This is a genomic window from Bacteroides sp. 11BF (assembly GCF_019633765.1).
Lineage (GTDB): Bacteria > Bacteroidota > Bacteroidia > Bacteroidales > Bacteroidaceae > Bacteroides > Bacteroides hominis.
This window is the reverse complement of sequence record NZ_JAFKPJ010000014.1, coordinates 46,437-64,908: the sequence shown is the minus strand read 5'-3', so window position 1 is coordinate 64,908 and position 18,472 is coordinate 46,437. Positions and strand designations below refer to the sequence as shown.

14 protein-coding genes are annotated in these 18,472 nt (G+C 43.9%); 10 read left to right on the top strand and 4 right to left on the bottom strand.

Annotated features, from left to right (window positions below):
- Positions 1-93: 93 nt before the first annotated feature.
- The 4 genes from rnr to JZY04_RS15085 all read left to right on the top strand — a co-directional run bounded on the left by rnr (position 94) and on the right by JZY04_RS15085 (position 4,245).
- Positions 94-2,238 carry a ribonuclease R gene (rnr, locus tag JZY04_RS15100; RefSeq protein ID WP_122143213.1) on the top strand — a complete coding sequence of 715 codons (2,145 nt, stop codon included), beginning with the start codon at positions 94-96 and terminating at the stop codon, positions 2,236-2,238.
- Between the two features lie 697 nt (positions 2,239-2,935).
- Positions 2,936-3,421, top strand: coding sequence for an RNA polymerase sigma factor (locus JZY04_RS15095; protein WP_122143214.1), 486 nt, complete (start codon positions 2,936-2,938; stop codon positions 3,419-3,421).
- Positions 3,422-3,427: 6 nt separating this feature from the next.
- Positions 3,428-4,024 carry a hypothetical protein gene (locus JZY04_RS15090; RefSeq protein ID WP_122143215.1) on the top strand — a complete coding sequence of 199 codons (597 nt, stop codon included), beginning with the start codon at positions 3,428-3,430 and terminating at the stop codon, positions 4,022-4,024.
- Positions 4,021-4,245: a hypothetical protein gene (locus tag JZY04_RS15085; RefSeq protein WP_122143216.1), complete on the top strand. Its 225-nt coding sequence runs from the start codon at positions 4,021-4,023 to the stop codon at positions 4,243-4,245. The genes JZY04_RS15090 and JZY04_RS15085 overlap by 4 nt, the downstream gene beginning before the upstream one ends.
- 39 nt (positions 4,246-4,284) lie before the next feature.
- On the opposite strand, the gene JZY04_RS15080 is transcribed toward JZY04_RS15085, so the two are convergent.
- Positions 4,285-6,750 (bottom strand): glycoside hydrolase N-terminal domain-containing protein, encoded by a 2,466-nt coding sequence (locus JZY04_RS15080; RefSeq protein ID WP_220577434.1) that lies wholly within the window; start codon positions 6,748-6,750, stop codon positions 4,285-4,287.
- Positions 6,751-6,856: 106 nt separating this feature from the next.
- Between JZY04_RS15080 and JZY04_RS15075 the strand changes: the two genes are divergently transcribed.
- Positions 6,857-7,330, top strand: a complete 474-nt coding sequence (locus tag JZY04_RS15075; RefSeq protein WP_005782870.1) for a pyridoxamine 5'-phosphate oxidase family protein — start codon at positions 6,857-6,859, stop codon at positions 7,328-7,330.
- Positions 7,331-7,434: 104 nt separating this feature from the next.
- On the opposite strand, the gene cysK is transcribed toward JZY04_RS15075, so the two are convergent.
- Entirely contained in the window at positions 7,435-8,382 is a 948-nt protein-coding gene (cysK, locus tag JZY04_RS15070; RefSeq protein WP_032531534.1) for a cysteine synthase A, read from the bottom strand.
- 144 nt (positions 8,383-8,526) lie between these two features.
- On the bottom strand, positions 8,527-9,339 hold the full coding sequence (locus JZY04_RS15065; protein ID WP_005782868.1) for an alpha/beta hydrolase: 813 nt from the start codon (positions 9,337-9,339) through the stop codon (positions 8,527-8,529).
- A 173-nt stretch (positions 9,340-9,512) separates the two neighbouring features.
- Between JZY04_RS15065 and JZY04_RS15060 the strand changes: the two genes are divergently transcribed.
- From JZY04_RS15060 to JZY04_RS15040, 5 genes are all read left to right on the top strand, one after another.
- Positions 9,513-10,898: a DUF4932 domain-containing protein gene (locus tag JZY04_RS15060; protein WP_122143218.1), complete on the top strand. Its 1,386-nt coding sequence runs from the start codon at positions 9,513-9,515 to the stop codon at positions 10,896-10,898.
- 220 nt (positions 10,899-11,118) lie between these two features.
- On the top strand, positions 11,119-12,222 hold the full coding sequence (gene ychF / locus JZY04_RS15055) for a redox-regulated ATPase YchF (RefSeq protein WP_005782865.1): 1,104 nt from the start codon (positions 11,119-11,121) through the stop codon (positions 12,220-12,222).
- 168 nt (positions 12,223-12,390) lie between these two features.
- On the top strand, positions 12,391-13,320 hold the full coding sequence (locus tag JZY04_RS15050) for a ketopantoate reductase family protein (RefSeq protein WP_122143245.1): 930 nt from the start codon (positions 12,391-12,393) through the stop codon (positions 13,318-13,320).
- Positions 13,321-13,330: 10 nt separating this feature from the next.
- Complete coding sequence (lgt, locus tag JZY04_RS15045; RefSeq protein WP_122143219.1) at positions 13,331-14,164, top strand: prolipoprotein diacylglyceryl transferase; 834 nt, start codon at positions 13,331-13,333, stop codon at positions 14,162-14,164.
- Positions 14,161-14,802, top strand: a complete 642-nt coding sequence (locus JZY04_RS15040; RefSeq protein ID WP_122143220.1) for a chloramphenicol acetyltransferase — start codon at positions 14,161-14,163, stop codon at positions 14,800-14,802. Before lgt ends, JZY04_RS15040 begins: the two co-directional genes overlap by 4 nt.
- Here JZY04_RS15040 and mutS read toward each other — a convergent pair whose 3' ends face one another.
- On the bottom strand, positions 14,803-17,418 hold the full coding sequence (mutS, locus tag JZY04_RS15035) for a DNA mismatch repair protein MutS (RefSeq protein WP_204368786.1): 2,616 nt from the start codon (positions 17,416-17,418) through the stop codon (positions 14,803-14,805).
- Positions 17,419-18,472: the final 1,054 nt, after the last annotated feature.

Below are 18,472 nucleotides of genomic sequence, written 5' to 3'. Positions count from 1 at the left end.
ATTCATAATGTGAGGGGCAAATGTACATGAAAATCTTGAATTATTAATATTTAATCGCTTACTTTGTACTGATTGATATAAAACGAACCGATTATGGCTAAAAAGAAAGAAAAAAAAGCCGGCAAAAGAATGAAGAAGAAAGAACTGTCAAAGGTGGTTCTCGATTTCTTCCATGCCAAACAAGACGAGGTTATCAGCCTGAAATATATTTTCTCGGAACTGAAGTTAACCACTCATCCGCTAAAAATGCTCTGCATGGATATCCTGTCCGATCTCCTGGCCGATGACTACATTACCGAAGTAGATAAAAGCAAATATAAACTAAACAATCACGGTGTTGAAATGACCGGAACTTTCCAGCGTAAAAGCAACGGGAAGAACTCGTTTATCCCCGAAGGAGGCGGAGACCCGATTTTTGTCGCCGAGCGTAACTCCGCTCATGCGATGAATAACGATAAGGTGCGCATCGCCTTTTATGCCAAACGTCGCGGACGCGAGGCCGAGGGAGAAGTGATCGAGATACTGGAACGCGCCAACGATACATTTGTCGGCACACTGGAAGTGGAGAAATCGTATGCCTTCCTCGTCACGGAAAACCGTACGCTTGCCAACGACATCTTTATCCCTAAAGATAAACTGAAGGGCGGAAAGACCGGCGACAAGGCAGTGGTAAAGGTCACAGAGTGGCCGGACAAAGCTAAAAACCCGATCGGACAAGTGCTCGACATTCTTGGCAAAGCCGGTGACAATACGACTGAGATGCACGCTATCCTGGCCGAATTCGGATTGCCATACGTCTATCCGCAGTCGGTAGAAAAAGCCGCAGATAAGATTCCCGCAGAGATTTCCGCCGAAGAAATAGCCCGCCGCGAAGACTTCCGGAAAGTAACCACCTTCACCATCGACCCGAAAGACGCCAAAGACTTTGACGACGCTCTTTCCATCCGCCCGTTGAAGGACGGACTTTGGGAAGTCGGCGTACACATTGCCGATGTGACGCATTATGTCAAAGAGGGAAGCATCATCGACAAAGAAGCCGAAAAGCGTGCAACTTCCGTTTATCTGGTAGACCGCACCATACCGATGTTGCCCGAACGTCTCTGCAACTTCATCTGCTCACTTCGCCCCAACGAAGAGAAACTTGCTTTCTCTGCCATATTCGACATTACGGAAAAAGGAGAAGTGAGAGATTCGCGCATTGTACACACGGTCATAGAATCGGACCGCCGCTTTACTTACGAAGAGGCACAACAGATCATCGAAACCAAAGAGGGTGACTTCAAGGACGAGATACTGATGCTCGACACCATAGCCAAGGCCTTGCGTGAAAAGCGTTTTGCGGCAGGAGCCATCAACTTCGACCGTTACGAAGTGAAATTCGAAATCGATGAAAAAGGAAAACCCATCAGCGTTTACTTTAAGGAGTCAAAAGATGCCAATAAACTGGTAGAAGAGTTTATGCTGCTTGCCAACCGCACCGTAGCAGAGAAAATAGGCAAGGCACCCAAAGGAAAGAAGGCCAAAGTGCTGCCTTACCGTATCCACGATCTTCCTGATCCGGAAAAGCTGGACAACCTCGCACAGTTCATCGCCCGTTTCGGTTACAGACTTCGCACAAGCGGAACCAAGACGGATGTCTCTAAATCGATCAATCACCTGTTGGACGACATACAAGGAAAGAAGGAAGAGAACCTGATTGAAACCGTATCTATTCGTGCCATGCAGAAAGCGCGTTACTCTACGCACAACATCGGTCACTATGGACTGGCTTTCGACTATTACACCCACTTCACCTCTCCTATCCGACGTTTTCCGGACATGATGGTGCACCGGTTGGTAACCAAATATATGGATGGCGGACGCAGCGTATCGGAAACGAAGTACGAGGATCTGTGCGACCACAGTTCGAACATGGAACAGATTGCAGCCAACGCCGAACGTGCTTCCATCAAATACAAACAGGTGGAGTTCATGAGCGAACATCTGGGACAGACTTATGACGGAGTGATCTCCGGCGTAACGGAATGGGGACTTTACGTAGAACTGAACGAAAACAAATGTGAGGGCATGATACCTATCCGCGATCTGGACGATGATTATTACGAGTTCGACGAAAAGAACTACTGCCTGCGCGGTCGTCGCAAGAACCGTATCTACAGCCTGGGAGACGCGATCACTATCAAAGTGGCACGGGCCAATCTGGAGAAGAAACAACTGGACTTCGCACTGATAGAGTAACATTTTGTCAAAATGATAATCGGGACCCGCTCAGATTGCCTTATTTCTGGCAAGAGTACGTCCGCAAAGAAAAATCGCCTTCCACACGGATCGGCGATTTTCTTTTTATTATCCGGATAAGGGAAGTTGGCACAAAAGCGAAAGCATAAGTACATAGAAGCCGGACAAAGAAAAAGAAATAAAGGATATAAGGAATCATTTTATCTTTTCCTAAGCGCTCGCCATTCGGAAGCAACCAGAGAAATATATGGATTCACGCCGCTCCGAAACACCGGTAAAAGAAGATGTGAAACAAAAGACCTTTATTTTTCTTCAAAAGAAGTAAGCATTTCACCCGAAAGAAGTAAGCATTTTCGGAAAGTGCTTACTTCTTTTCGAGAAAAGCAAGGGGCTTCAACCCGAAAAGCCCGGGTTTCCGATCCCCTAAGCCCGGCTGTTGGAGTCCAAAAATCTGTTTTTGTGTTCCTGTGCTCCCTATCAGCCTGATAAAAGAGAAAGTACATGTAAGCGGAAACAGCCATTTACTCACTTTTTGAAATGAAACACAGACAAAACGCAGCAATCGGATCATCCTACAAGTTCTAATATATAAAATCCATTCCGACAATGTATCCAAGGTGCCGTGCAACACAACCTTTTTTAGTAATCTTGTAATAATAACATCGTTCGCCCGACTATAAAGTAAAGATTAGAACAAATGAAGTCAAACAAAAATGAATTTCTGAAGATGTTGACTGCCTATCAGGGGATTATCCACAAGGTAAACCGGGTATATTTCAGATCGGAAGCGGACAGAGAGGACAACTTTCAGGAAACCGTCTATCAGCTCTGGCGATCTTTCCCGGCATTGCAGAACAAGGAGAAACCCGCATCGTGGATCTATAGGGTAGCAATCAATACCTCTATTTCGAAAATAAGAAAGGATAGTCGCATCGAGTTTCATGACTCGCCGCCGGAAGGAGAGACCGTTGACCCTTGGGAACAGCAGGAACAGGACGAAAACTGGCAAAGACTTGTCAATGCCCTTCAAAAACTGAATGAAATAGACAAGTCTATCATGCTGCTTTATATGGAAGACTATAGTTATGAAGAAATAGCAGAAATAGTGGGGATAAGCAGCTCCGCCGTCGGCGTAAAGATTCACAGGCTGAAAAGCCGATTACAAAAACAATTTAAAAAGTAAAGCATCATGGAAGCACATGACATTAAAGAAACCTGGAAAGCGGGAGTGGAAAAGAATATCAAACCGTATCCCGAAGAGAAACTGAACGAGATGGTAATCAAATCCGCGAGAAAATCAATCAAGACAGTGTATCCCGGAACCGTCTTCCGACTCGTTGTGGTCGCCGTGGTTGTTTACCTTATTGTAATGCTGTTTATAAGAGAGCAAAGCATGGAAAGAGCGTACGTGGATATAGCCGCTTTGGCCGTATTGTCCGTTTCCTATTTCCTTTGGGAACGTTCCGCTTACAGAATGCGGAAATACACCAACGGCATGGCTGTAAAGGAATGGTTGGAATACCGGATAAAAGAAGTTGAGAAAAGCGTAAAGTTCAATACCAAATATGGTTGGATCGTATATACGTGTTCCTTTCTCTCGGCAATGGGCTTCTATGTGTTCTATCTGATGGCAATGAATATAACTCCCGGTATATTGAACGTCGTAGTTGTCCCACTCGGCATAGCCATTTACCTGCTGATCATAGACCGTTCTTTAGGACGGAATTACCGGAAAACCCTCCGTAAACTGAAAGATTTATATAAACAGTTTGAAGTGGAGGATTGAAAACAACTATATCAAGGAAACGAATCATCATCGGACAGGCACAGGCACTTACTGTAAGCACTGGCACATCCCATCCGACCGGAAATCAGAAAGTAAAAAAAACAAGTAGCCCCGGTCGGAAGATGAAAGTCGGAAAGACGGACTTTTATCTTCCGGCCGGTCCCGGAAAAGAGGAAACATTATTACCCCAAGCATCCATCAACGTTCTTGCTGAAAGGTGACGCCGCTTCAGAGACAGCCGGTCATTGCCCCATGCCGGACTACCGCTTAACCGTAAAGACCTGACTCTGACCTGCCGGAATTACAACTTCCTTCACCTTCCGCCCGATCTTCAAACGGCAGGCATTTCCCTGTTCGGAAAATACCTTTACCACAGTTTTACCTGATTTACTCCAGGCAATATCTATAATGAAACCACCGCGGGCACGCAGCCCCGTAACCTTTCCTTCTGCCCATACATCGGGTAATGCCGGCAGAACGTCTATCACACCGTCATGGCTCTGCAACAACATTTCCGCCACACCGGCAGTATACCCAAAGTTACCGTCGATCTGAAAAGGGGGATGTGCATCGAACAAATTCTTATATAATCCCCCATGCCGATTTACTTCCGGCCCGAAGTCGGTGGGGGTGAATAAATTCCGTATAATGCGGTAAGCGTGATTTCCATCGTGCATACGGGCCCACATGTTGATCTTCCATCCCATACTCCAGCCCGTAGCTTCATCTCCACGCAATTCGAGCGTACGGCGGACTGCACTGACAAGTTCGGGTGTCTTGCCCGGTGTTATTTCACATCCCGGATGGAATCCATACAAGTGTGACAAATGGCGGTGGTGCGGTTCTACTTCATCAAAGTCTTCACTCCACTCCATAATCTGCCCCCGCTTTCCGATACGGTAAGGCACCAGTTGCTTTGCTCCCATTACGTGCAGCAAGAGAGTATCGGCAGGAGGAAGAATAGAATCGGCAGCTAAAATCGCGGCTGCTTCGGCCGTATTGCTGAAGAGTTCACGAATAATGGCCATATCCATCGCCGGAGCCGGAGCTACGGCCGAAGTTTTCTTTTCCGGAGTCAGAAACTGATTCTCGGGTGAAACTCCCAACGGAGTTTGCCACATCCCGTCTTTTTCCACCAGCCAGGCGTTATAAAACCGTGCGGCATCGCGCATCAGCGGATAGGCGGTCTCACGGAGAAACTTCTTATCCCCCGAAAACAGGTAATGATCCCACAAATGCCGGCAAAGCCAGCCGGCACTCATATTCCACATAAACCAGGTAGGTTCACCGTCTGCCGGTCCCGACTCACGCCAGATAGAGGTGATATGATGGGAAGTCCAGCCGGGAAGGTTATACATCTTTGTAGCTGTAGCGGAACCATTGACCGCAAGTTCCCGAATCAGTCGGAAAAGCGGTTCACTGCACTCAGGCAGTCCGGTGGTTTCGGCCGGCCAGTAATTCATCTCAGTATTGATATTAATGGTATAACTGCTGCTCCATGCCGGAACCACATCCTTATTCCATATACCTTGCAGATTGGCGGGTTGTCCGCCTTCACGTGAAGATGCTATCAGCAGATAACGCCCATACTGAAACAAAAGTGCTGCCAGAGCATTGTCCGGATTGTCCCTGAATCCGATAATACGGCGGTCGGTAGGCAGACCAGAATAGTCTTTCTCCGATTTCAAAGTCAACGCCACACGACCGAACAGCCGTTGATAGTCCGCCAAGTGACGTTTCTTCAGATCTTCATAAGGCAGCTGCCCGGCAACGGAAAGAATCGTATCCAACTTGGCCTGATAATCACTGCCGTCCTGTGAAGGACTTCTATCAAAGCCATTATAGCTGGTGGCAGCAGCAACCAAAAGAATTATTTCACCCTCTCCGCTCACTTTCAACTGATTGTCTTGCAAGGTGGCATTTCCTTTCAGTACCTTCACCCGGCTTTGGAAAAACATCCCTTTGCCGCCAACCTCATCGGCATACAGCACTTGTTTGTCGGTCTTTCGGCGTCCGTGACTATCGAAAAGTTCCGGATGGCGATCTGTCAATCCGTTCTTTTCGAGGAAGTCCAGCGTCCACCGCTCTACACAACCCGGAGCCTGTCCCGAAAGAATCAACTCTTCACCCGTACCATCCACTTTCGCTGTCGGATGCTCCGATGTATAGCTCACCGCTACATTTACGGGCGACCGACGTGAAGCAGAGATACGAATCACCATTACCCGGTCCGGATTGGATATAAAGTATTCACGGGTATAGCGGATGCCTCCTGCCTGATAGCGAATAGTATGTACGGCATCTTGCAGATTCAGTTCACGCACATAGTTTTCCACCTTTCCCTGAACATCAAAGCTTAGAAAAAGGTCGGCCAGAGGTTGATAGCTCTGCGAAAGCCTGCCTTGCCAGTTCCGGGTTATCAATCGGTGGGCACCCGCATAATCGCCATGGTTCAACAAGGCAAGCACTTCATTGTATACACTTCCGATAGAAGGTACGCCAACACCGGAAAAAGGTTCACCGCTATATAGTGTGCTTTCATTCAGTTGCAAATGTTCTCTCCCGGCATCTCCGAATACCATCGCACCCAAATATCCATTTCCCAAAGGAAGAGCTTCATTCCAGTTGGCAGCAGGCTGCCGGTACCAAAGCGAAAGATTATTTCCGCCGAACAACAGGCAAGCTTCCAGTAAACAAAAAAGAGTGGTAAAAATGTGTTTCTTCATAACTATCAGGGTTAATTCATTTCAAAAACTGTATTTCTATATTCCCGGAAGGCAAAGTTATTAAAATAAATTTCCATCTTTGTATTCCTATCAAGAGAATATAGTTATGAAGACAGTAATCATTGAAAACAAAGAGCAGGTAGAAGAAATTATCTCCCGTTGCGATATTTGCTTTGTCGGTATCACCGACCTGGAAGGCAACCCTTATGTGATCCCCATGAACTTCGGCTATCAGGATGGAGTGATCTATCTGCATTCCGGCCCCACAGGCAGCAGCATCGATATGCTGGCAAAAAATAACCGTGTCTGCATCACTTTCAGTGTAGACCACGAATTGGTATTCCAGCACCCCAAGGTGGCATGCAGTTATCGGATGCGGGCCAAAAGTGTGATTTGCAGAGGACGCGTAAACTTTATCGAAGACCTGGAAGAAAAACGTGAAGCGCTCAATATATTGATGCGGCATTATAGCAGCCGGGAATTTGTATACTCAGATCCGGCAGTGAGAAATGTAAAAATCTGGGAGATACCGATTGAAAACGTTACGGCAAAAGAGTATGCGGTGCCGCATACGAAATAAATTCACCACAGATTACACGGATTCACTCAGAATTTTGATCCGATAGTTAGTAAGACGAATCATTAATCTGTGCAAATCCTGTGTAATCTGTAGTGAACAATGCATCAGAGCGGATACTCCTCGAACGCATATAAGATTGTCGACAGATAGCGTTCACCTGTATCCGGCAATAATACAACAATCAATTTTCCCTCATTCTCCGGAAGTCTGGCTAACTCGGTAGCTGCATATACTGCCGCCCCGGAAGAGATTCCGACCAAAAGCCCCTCTTTAGCCGCCAATTCACGACTGGTACGGATAGCATCATCGTTTCCTACCTGTTTAATCTCGTCTACCACAGCAGCATTATAGGTTTTGGGTATAAATCCTGCTCCAATACCCTGTATCTTGTGCGGACCGGGAGCACCACCCGATAATACCGGTGAATCGGTAGGCTCTACAGCCACAATTCGTACAGTAGGATTATGCTCCTTCAAAGCAGCCCCTACTCCACTTACGGTACCTCCCGTTCCTACTCCGGCCACAAAGATGTCCACCTTTCCATCGGTATCTCTCCAGATCTCCTGTCCGGTAGTACGTACATGAACCGCAGGGTTAGCCGGATTTTCGAACTGTTGCAGAATGACAGATCCGGGAGTAGCCGCTTGCAGTTCCTCAGCCTTGGCAATGGCTCCTTTCATCCCGTTTGCTCCCGGAGTAAGTACAAGCTCCGCTCCCAACGCCTTCAACAGGTTCCTGCGTTCCATACTCATCGTGTCGGGCATGGTCAATATCAGCTTATAGCCTTTGGAAGCAGCCACAAATGCCAAACCGACTCCGGTATTTCCACTGGTTGGCTCTATAATAACAGATCCTGGCCTCAACGTCCCCTTCACTTCGGCATCTTCAATCATGGCCAGAGAAATACGGTCTTTCACACTTCCGGCCGGATTGAAATATTCCAGCTTTGCTACTACACGTGCTTTGAGCCCTTTACTTGCGTTATAATTACTCAACTCCAGTAACGGAGTGTTACCGACTAAATCTGTCAGCTTCTTTGCTATCTTTCCCATATCTATCTATTATTAAATATCTGTTTATTAGTAATAGGACAAAGGTAGTGCAGATTTGGTTCATTCTCAATACCATAAGTATGGTAAATTCGTACTACGAATGAGGGAGAAATATTTTTCTAAAGAATCCAACCGAACCGCCGGTTACATTCCGGACACAGTAAAACGACGAATATAATTCGCCACCAGACAACAACCCGGAGTATATACCTGTCCGTGATCAAAGCCCTGCAATTCATAAAGTGATACTTTCTGATTACCAATATTCTTCAGTACTGAAGCCAGCAAAGCATTTTCTTCGTAACGGTCGGCCATTTCCAAATTCCGGTCACCGGTAATCAATATAAAAGGAGGTGTATTCTTACGGGCTTTGTTGCAAGGCGCATACCGGTCGATCACCGGAATACCTTCGGGCAGCGCGCGTTCTTTACGTATGGTGAAATGTGTAACAGTCTGCCCGCTGATAGGAAGATACGCAGCTATGCTGTCAGCATCTACTCCATATTTCCGAAGATATGATTTATCTAATCCGACCATTAAAGTCAAATAACCTCCGGCCGAATGTCCGGTAACAAAAACACGTTTGGGACTACCTCCATATTCTTCTATATGTTTACAGGTCCAGGCAACGGCAGCGGCTGCATCATCGGTATAAGCAGGGTTTTTAGCTTTAGGACTAAGCCTGTAATTGACAGCGACTACTGCAAATCCTTGATTCATAAACATCTCAGGAATGTGTTTTCCTCCCCCTTCCAATCCTCCGCCATGAAACCAGACAATCGTCGGAAAGTCTTTTTTCCCAACCGGATAATAGACATCAAGTTTACAGCGTTCCTTACGGTAACCATCCGTTTCCCCCGCAGGAATATACGAAATGTCTTTTACTGTTTTGTACGTCTCCTGTGCCTGTAAGGTGAAGGCAACGAACAGGAGAATAAATGATAAATACTTTTTCATGCTATTAAGTGTTTGTGAATTACTTGGGCAAATATAATACAATAACGACACTGTTTGAAAAAATAATAGCTTCCTTTATACACTCAATATCAAAAAAGTATAGAGAAGTGGCTGTATTAATTCCTATTTAATTACCTTTGTCAATATCATAACCTCCAAACACTTATTTCAATATGAGAAAGATCACCCTCATTATGTTTGTACTGCTAATCTGTGCAGCACAACAAGTAAAGGCACAAACTGACAGTATGCTCATCCGGCCGACAGTAGATAAGAGAGTCGAACTACTTAGCATTGTTTTCCGTTTAACGGGTAATCCGGAGTATAGCAAAAACGATTTCAAACTCTACACAGACCGCATCGAATCGCATTTTTCTCCATATAAAAACCACGAACTTATACTATTCGTACGCTCATTGGTCAAGACTGACGGTGTTTCATACGATGCAGTGATGAGTATGGCCGTCAATCTCGACGACCAGTTCAATCTGCCCGAAGATTATGGTTCACTGGACTCTCGTTGGAATAGGAATCAAGTAGGGTCATTTATCAAACTGTTAAAGAAGTTTGTCAAAGACAGTCGTTTCGATGCCTTTTATCACTCAAACGAAAACTTATATAAAGAGGCTGTAAATCGTTTTATGCCTATTTACAAAAACATAGATATCCAATGGTATAATGACTTCTATGGGCAGAAGTCCAACGACCGGTTTCACATTATACTTTCAATGGGCAACGGTTCGGGAAATTATGGACCGAGTGTCACTGACAAGGAAAACGTACATAATGTCTTTTCAATCATGGGAGCATGGGTTACCGATTCCGTAGGAATGGTTGTTTATCCATCTGAATTAATCTTACCAATTTTAATCCACGAATTCAACCATTCGTTCGTAAGCTTCGATCCGGAAATGTTCCGCACAAGCGGCGAACAGATTTATGCTGCGGTTGGCGAACAAATGGCGCACCAAGCCTATGGACAATGGTCTATTGTCCTCACCGAAGCAATGGTACGTGCGGCAGTTATAAAATACATGAAAGACCATAACTTCCCGGCTGTCGAAATCACCAAAGAAACCGTCATACAAAAAACACGTGGCTTTGTCTGGATAAGCAAGCTGGTCGATGAACTTGAGAAGTATGCCTCTAACCGCACGACATACCCGACTCTCAACAGCTATATGCCACGGCTGACAGAAGCTTACACAGGCTTTGCCCAATATACCGCAAACTATGATTCTATCCGCCCCAAAGTAGTTTCGATCGACGAATTTACCAACGGCGATACAACCGTTCGGAGCGACATCAAAACTATTACTATCCATTTTGACCGTCCTTTGGTGGGGCGCGGATACTCATTCAATTATGGTCACCTCGGAATGGATGCAATGCCCAAGATTTTAAACGTCAACTACGCCAATGACAACCGTACTGTGATTATCGGAGTAGAATTGTTACTCGGAAAAGAGTATGGAATCACTCTTTTAGGGCTTTCTTTCCGCACTCCGGAAGGAGATGGCATAAAACCCTATGAAATTTCTTTCAGAACGGCACAGTGACACAAATTCTCTCTCATTGTCTGTGATCCAGGTAGTAAAAGGCAATCCCATTTTGGACAAAAAGGGAAAGCAGATGACTGCATTAGCCTAAAATTGATTATCTTTGCACCCCAAAACGGAATATTATTAGAGTAATTGCTCTTTTTCAACTTTATAGGGTTACTCTTCCATTTGATAGAAATACACAACTGATTGATAATATAAAAAAGATTATAATATTATGGCATTGCAATGTGGTATTGTCGGACTACCCAACGTAGGTAAGTCAACACTTTTCAATTGTTTGTCCAACGCGAAAGCACAGGCGGCAAACTTCCCTTTTTGTACGATCGAACCGAACGTGGGTGTAATTACTGTACCCGACGAGCGTTTAAATAAACTGGCCGAATTGGTACATCCCAACCGTATTGTTCCTACAACGGTAGAAATCGTAGATATCGCCGGACTTGTGAAAGGTGCCAGTAAGGGCGAAGGACTGGGAAACAAATTTCTGGCTAACATTCGTGAAACCGATGCCATCATCCATGTACTCCGTTGCTTTGACGACGATAATGTAACTCATGTGGACGGAAGTGTGAATCCGGTACGGGATAAAGAAATCATCGATTACGAGTTGCAGCTAAAAGACCTGGAAACCATCGAGAGCCGCATACAGAAAGTGCAGAAACAAGCCCAAACGGGAGGTGATAAAGCTGCCAAGCAAGCTTATGACGTACTTGTGCAATTCAAGGATGCGCTGGAACAGGGCAAATCGGCACGTACAGTAACTTTTGAAACGAAAGACGAACAAAAAATAGCAAAAGAATTGTTTCTGCTCACCAGCAAACCTGTAATGTATGTTTGCAATGTAGACGAAGCAAGTGCAGTCAACGGAAACAAATATGTGGACATGGTACGTGAAGCCGTTAAGGACGAAGACGCCGAAATCCTCGTGGTAGCCGGAAAAACAGAGGCTGACATCGCCGAACTGGAAACTTACGAAGACCGCCAAATGTTCCTCGCCGAGATCGGTTTGGAAGAATCGGGCGTAGCACGCCTTATTAAATCGGCCTACAAACTGCTGAACCTTGAAACTTATTTCACTGCCGGCGTACAGGAAGTACGTGCCTGGACTTACGAAAAAGGTTGGAAAGCCCCACAGTGCGCCGGAGTAATCCATACCGATTTTGAGAAAGGATTTATCCGCGCAGAAGTAATCAAATATGAAGACTTCTTGCAATATGGCTCGGAGGCTGCTGTTAAAGAAGCCGGAAAGTTGGGCGTAGAAGGAAAAGAATACGTAGTACAGGATGGAGATATCATGCACTTCCGTTTCAATGTATAAGACATCTATTTTCAATTATAGACTGAGGAGCTGATCAAATGGTCAGCTCTTTTTTTCTCCTCCCCTCAAAACGAAAACTCCCCGCTTTCTAATACTATCTTCAAGCAAATCATTATCTTTGCGCCCGTATATTATGCCTAACAAGCAACACAAGAAAATATCATGAACATGGAAAGTACTAACAGACTTCGTTATCTTATCGCAGGAACCGGAGGCGTAGGCGGAAGTATCGCCGGCTTTCTGTCACTTGCCGGTAAAAACGTTACCTGCATTGCCCGCGGAGCACATCTGCAAGCGATACAACAGGACGGACTTAAACTGAAATCGGACTTAAAAGGTGAACATACATTACGGATGGACGCTTGCACGGCAGAAGAATATAACGGAAAAGCTGACGTGATATTTGTATGTGTTAAAGGATATTCCGTAGACTCCATCACAGAACTTATCAAACGGGCTTCCCATGAAAATACAATTGTAATTCCTATATTAAACGTATACGGTACCGGGCCGCGCATACAACGTCTGGTACCAGGAATCACTGTACTGGACGGATGTATCTACATCGTAGGGTTTGTTTCCGGACCGGGCGAAATCACTCAGATGGGAACTATTTTCCGTCTGGTATATGGTGCACACCGCGGAACTGTCGTTCCTGTGGGAATGATGAAAGCCGTACAGAAAGACTTACAGGAGAGCGGCATTAAAGTTGAAATCTCTCCCGATATTAATCGTGATACCTTCATTAAATGGTCTTTCATCTCGGCTATGGCAGTCACCGGAGCCTATTATAATGTTCCGATGGGAAAAGTGCAGAAACCGGGTAAGGTACGCGACACTTTCATTGGACTCTCTACCGAAAGTGCAGCCCTGGGAAAGAAACTTGGAATCGAATTTAAAGAAGATATAGTCACATACAATCTGAAAGTTATCGATAAGCTGGCTCCTGAGAGCACGGCATCCATGCAAAAAGACATAGCACGCGGACACGAATCAGAGGTACAGGGTCTGCTTTTCGATATGATAACAGCAGCTGAAGAACAGGACATTGATGTACCTACCTATCGGGAAGTTGCTAAAAAATTCATCAAACTATAAAGAAATAATTATGAACAACCTTCTTTTATCTATCAATTGGAATCCGAATCCAGAATTATTCAATCTTTTCGGCATCTCAATCCGTTATTACGGATTACTGTGGGCTATCGGAATATTCTTTGCTTATGTGGTAGTCCACTATCAGTACCGTGATAAGAAGATAGACGAAAAGAAGTTCGAACCGCTTTTCTTTTATTGTTTCTTCGGCATCCTCATCGGAGCACGATTAGGACATTGCCTGTTCTACGATCCGGCATATTACCTGAATCATTTCTGGGAAATGATACTTCCGGTCAAATTTCTTCCCGGAGGCGGATGGAAGTTCACGGGATATGAAGGACTGGCCAGCCACGGAGGTACGCTCGGACTGATTATTGCCCTTTGGCTTTACTGCCGTAAAACAAAGATGAATTATATGGATGTAGTAGACATGATTGCAGTAGCCACTCCTATCACAGCTTGTTTCATTCGCCTTGCCAACTTAATGAACTCTGAAATTATCGGTAAGGTAACAGATGTATCCTGGGCATTCGTTTTCGAACGGGTAGACATGCAACCCCGCCATCCGGCACAGCTTTACGAAGCAATAGCCTATTTTATCTTATTCCTGATTATGATGTTTCTTTATAAGAACTACAGCAAGAAACTACACCGGGGATTCTTCTTCGGACTTTGCCTGACAGCCATCTTTACCTTCCGTTTCTTCGTTGAATTCCTGAAAGAAAATCAGGTGGACTTTGAAAATGGTATGGCACTGAATATGGGACAATGGTTAAGTATTCCGTTCGTAATCATCGGCATTTACTTTATGTTTTTCTATGGAAAGAAAAAGAGTGCAAAATGAAACATATTATTGATATTAAAACCTGGGAGAGAAAAGAAAATTACGAGTTTTTCCTTGGTTTCCAGAATCCTACTATTTCTATTACTTCAGAAGTAGAATGTTCGGGTGCCAAAACCCGTGCCAAAGCTGCCGGAGAATCCTTTTTCCTGCACTATCTTTATGCCGTGTTGCGTGCTGTCAATGATATTAAAGAATTCCGGTTCCGCATCGATTCTGAAGGACAGGTAGTCTATTTCGATACAGTGGATATGCTGACTCCCATTAAAGTGGCAGATAACGGACGTTTTTTTACTGTACGACTTCCCTGGCATCCTGATTTTAAAACTTTCCATACAGAAGCCAAAGCCATCATTAACAGAATAGATCCGGATAAAGACCCTTATGAAGCAGAAAAGACAGGAGGTAATGATCTACTGGATGTAGTGCTGCTCAGCGCTACTCCCGATTTATATTTTACCTCACTGACCTGTACGCAGGAACATCGTCACGGTAGTAATTACCCGTTGATGAATGCAGGTAAAGCCGTCATAAGAGGTGGTGTATTAGTAATGCCCATCGCTATGACCATTCATCATGGGTTTATTGACGGACACCACTTATCTCTATTTTATAAAAAGGTGGAAGAATTTCTTAAATAATTATTTGCCCCTGACTATCTTTTTGATATCGTTCAGTTTGTTTAATGCTTCAATCGGAGTCAGATTATTCACATCCAGATTAAGTATCTCATCCCGGATCTGACATAAGACCGGGTCATCAAGCTGAAAGAAACTCAACTGCATACCTCCACGATTCTCACTGACTTCTGCCAGCGGTTTACCTGAAATTCCCTGCTGGCGGTTGTCAGATTCGAGCTGCTTCAGAATTTCATTGGCACGTTTCACAATACTTTTAGGCATACCGGCCATCTTGGCCACATGGATACCGAAAGAGTGCTCACTTCCCCCCCTTTCAAGTTTCCGGAGGAAAATAACTTTGTTATCCACTTCCTTAACCGATACATTATAATTCTTTATGCGCTTAAAGGATTTCTCCATCTCGTTCAGTTCATGGTAGTGGGTAGCAAAAAGTGTACGTGCTTTTGCCTTCGGGTGCTCATGAATATACTCCACAATGGCCCAAGCTATAGATATTCCGTCATAAGTAGAAGTACCACGTCCCAATTCATCAAACAAAATGAGACTCCGGGAAGATACATTATTCAAAATATCAGATGCTTCATTCATCTCGACCATAAAAGTAGATTCTCCTACAGAGATATTGTCACTGGCACCGACACGTGTGAATATCTTATCCACCAATCCGATATGAGCACTCTCGGCCGGAACGAATGAACCAATCTGTGCAAGCAGGGTGATCAATGCAGTTTGTCTTAATAAAGCCGACTTACCGGCCATATTCGGACCCGTAATAATGATAATCTGCTGCGTTGCATTATCCAGCATCACATCATTAGCTATGTATTTCTCTCCAATCGGCAATTGCTTTTCAATTACCGGATGACGCCCTTGACGAATATCCAGCACATCACTGTCTTCAATAACCGGACGGATATAATTATTCTCTTTAGCTACATTGGCAAATGACAGCAAACAGTCAATGCGTGCTATTTGGTTAGCATTGATCTGAATGGCAGGAATAAACTCACTCAGCGCTTGCACCAATTCTGTATACAAGCGGGTCTCCAATACCAATATCTTATCTTCTGCACCCAGGATCTTTTCTTCATATTCTTTCAATTCCTGAGTAATGTAGCGCTCTGCATTTACCAATGTCTGCTTGCGTATCCACTCTTGCGGCACTTTATCTTTATGTACATTCCGCACTTCAATATAGTATCCGAAAACACTGTTATAGGCAATCTTCAAACTTGGTATTCCTGTCAGTTCGCTTTCACGCTGCTGTATCTGAAGCAAATAATCTTTACCCGAATAAGCTATCTGACGTAATTCATCCAGTTCCGGATTCACTCCGTCTTTAATGACTCCTCCCTTATTTATCAACAAAGGAGGATCATTATTAATTTCCTTCTCAATGCGGTCGCGAATAGAAATACAAAGATTCAACTGCTCTCCAATACGATTCAAACTGGGGTTATCAGCTTGCCGGCAAGCCTCTTTAATAGGTTCAATTGCTTGTAAAGCAACTTTTAACTGTACTACCTCACGTGGAGAAACCCGCCCGACGGCCACTTTCGAAATGATACGTTCCAAATCTCCAATCCGATGCAACTCGTCTTCGATCAACTCCCTGAAATCCGGTTTACGAAAAAAGTATTCTACTACATTTAATCGATCGTTAATAGGCTTCTCGTCTTTTAACGGAAATACCATCCAACGCTTCAGCAGACGCGCTCCCATAGGGCTGATAGTTTTATCGATTACATTGAGAAGGCTACTTCCACCATCATTCATGCTACCGATCAACTCCAGGCTGCGCACTGTAAATTTATCAAGACGTACATACTTGTCCTCTTCAATACGGGCTAATGAAGTGATATGCCCCACCTGAGTATGCTCCGTCATGTCCAGATATTGCAGAATAGCTCCGGAAGCAACAATACCGTTTTTAAGATGCTCGACTCCAAATCCTTTCAGATTTTTCGTCTCAAAATGTTTCAGTAATTTCTCCCTGGAACTGGATTCGGTGAACACCCAATCATCCAGTTCAAAAGTAAAAAATTTACTTCCAAAGTTTCCTTCGAACATTCCACGTTTTCCACGTTCAAAAAGCACCTCTTTCGGGGCAAAGTTATTCAGCAGCTTATCTACATAGTCAAAAGGTCCTTCTGCTGTCAAAAACTCTCCGGTAGAAATATCCAGAAATGCTATTCCACAAGCGGATTTTCCGAAATGAACAGCAGCCAGAAAGTTGTTTTCTTTATAATTTAAAACGTTATCATTGATAGAAACACCGGGAGTGACCAACTCCGTAATGCCACGCTTCACCAACTTTTTCGTTGTTTTAGGATCTTCAAGCTGATCACATATAGCCACCCGCTTACCGGCACGGATCAGCTTCGGCAAATAAGTATCTAATGCATGATGAGGAAAACCTGCCATTTCAATGGTTTTTCCTTTCCCATTGGCGCGTTTCGTGAGAGTAATTCCTAATATTTCAGCCGCAATAATCGCATCGGTAGAATAAGTTTCATAGAAGTCCCCACACCGGAACAGCATCACTGCATCCGGATGCTTAGCCTTCAGGTCAAGGAATTGTTTCATCATCGGGGTTAATTCAATATCATTGCTCACGGATAGTCTTCTTTTTTAAGTTCATAAATAACAAGGCAAAGATAAGGGTTTCCTACTAATCTACCTACCTTAACAGATAGTTTTACCATACCTAAAAAGATGTATATTTACTAACCTTACCAGTTATCCCGCCAATAAAATCGGTTACACCAATTTCTAAATAAACCTTTCAAAAGGAGGTATATTTATTAATAACTTTATTAATTCCATTAAAATATATTATAATATACCGTTTTTCACCAGAATTATTTGCAGTTTTCGTGGAAAGCCGTACATTTGCAATGTGTTTTTCATAGTATTAGATTTAAGGTTAACAAAGGTTGGAGCAAGGCGTTGCTCCTTTTTTTATGTCCCTACTCCATGTCTCATCGGGAATCAAGATAAACATCGTTTCAATCCGATTCACCACAAAAAATAGTAATTAAAGATCCTAAAACATTTAATAAACCGCACTTTTTTCTTAAAACGTGTTATAAAACATGCTTTTATTCTTGGATTATTTGCTATTCCCATGAAAAGCCGTACATTTGCAATGTGTTTTTCATAGTATTAGATTTAAGGTTAACAAAGGTTGGAGCAAGGCGTTGCTCCTTTTTTTATGTCCTTACTCCACAGATTCCAATAATTTCCCTTCCAAATGAATGTAATTCATTCCACACAGATGGTCACACTTTCTTCAAAGAGAGATTATTTTTTCCATTGATAATCAATATCAACCCGTCTCGCAATGGCATATTGAATTAGGAAAATATAAAGTAGCGGAAGATGCACGATACACACTGACAGATCCCAGAAAAAGTGTTTTTGATAATGCAGCGATATTGACTCTTATCGGAAAATGGGATAATAAACTCTTCTTTTCGGCAACAGCCAATAAACAAAATTATCTGCTTTACTATGATCTAAAAGAAAAGAAATCCGGTAATATCCGACTCCCCTATCCGCAATATTCATTCGCCATACCGAAAAACACTCATTCATACCTGAATCCATGTCTGATGACGGAAAATATCTGATCTCGTATGAAATACAAGAAAATGATGAGAATCCAGTG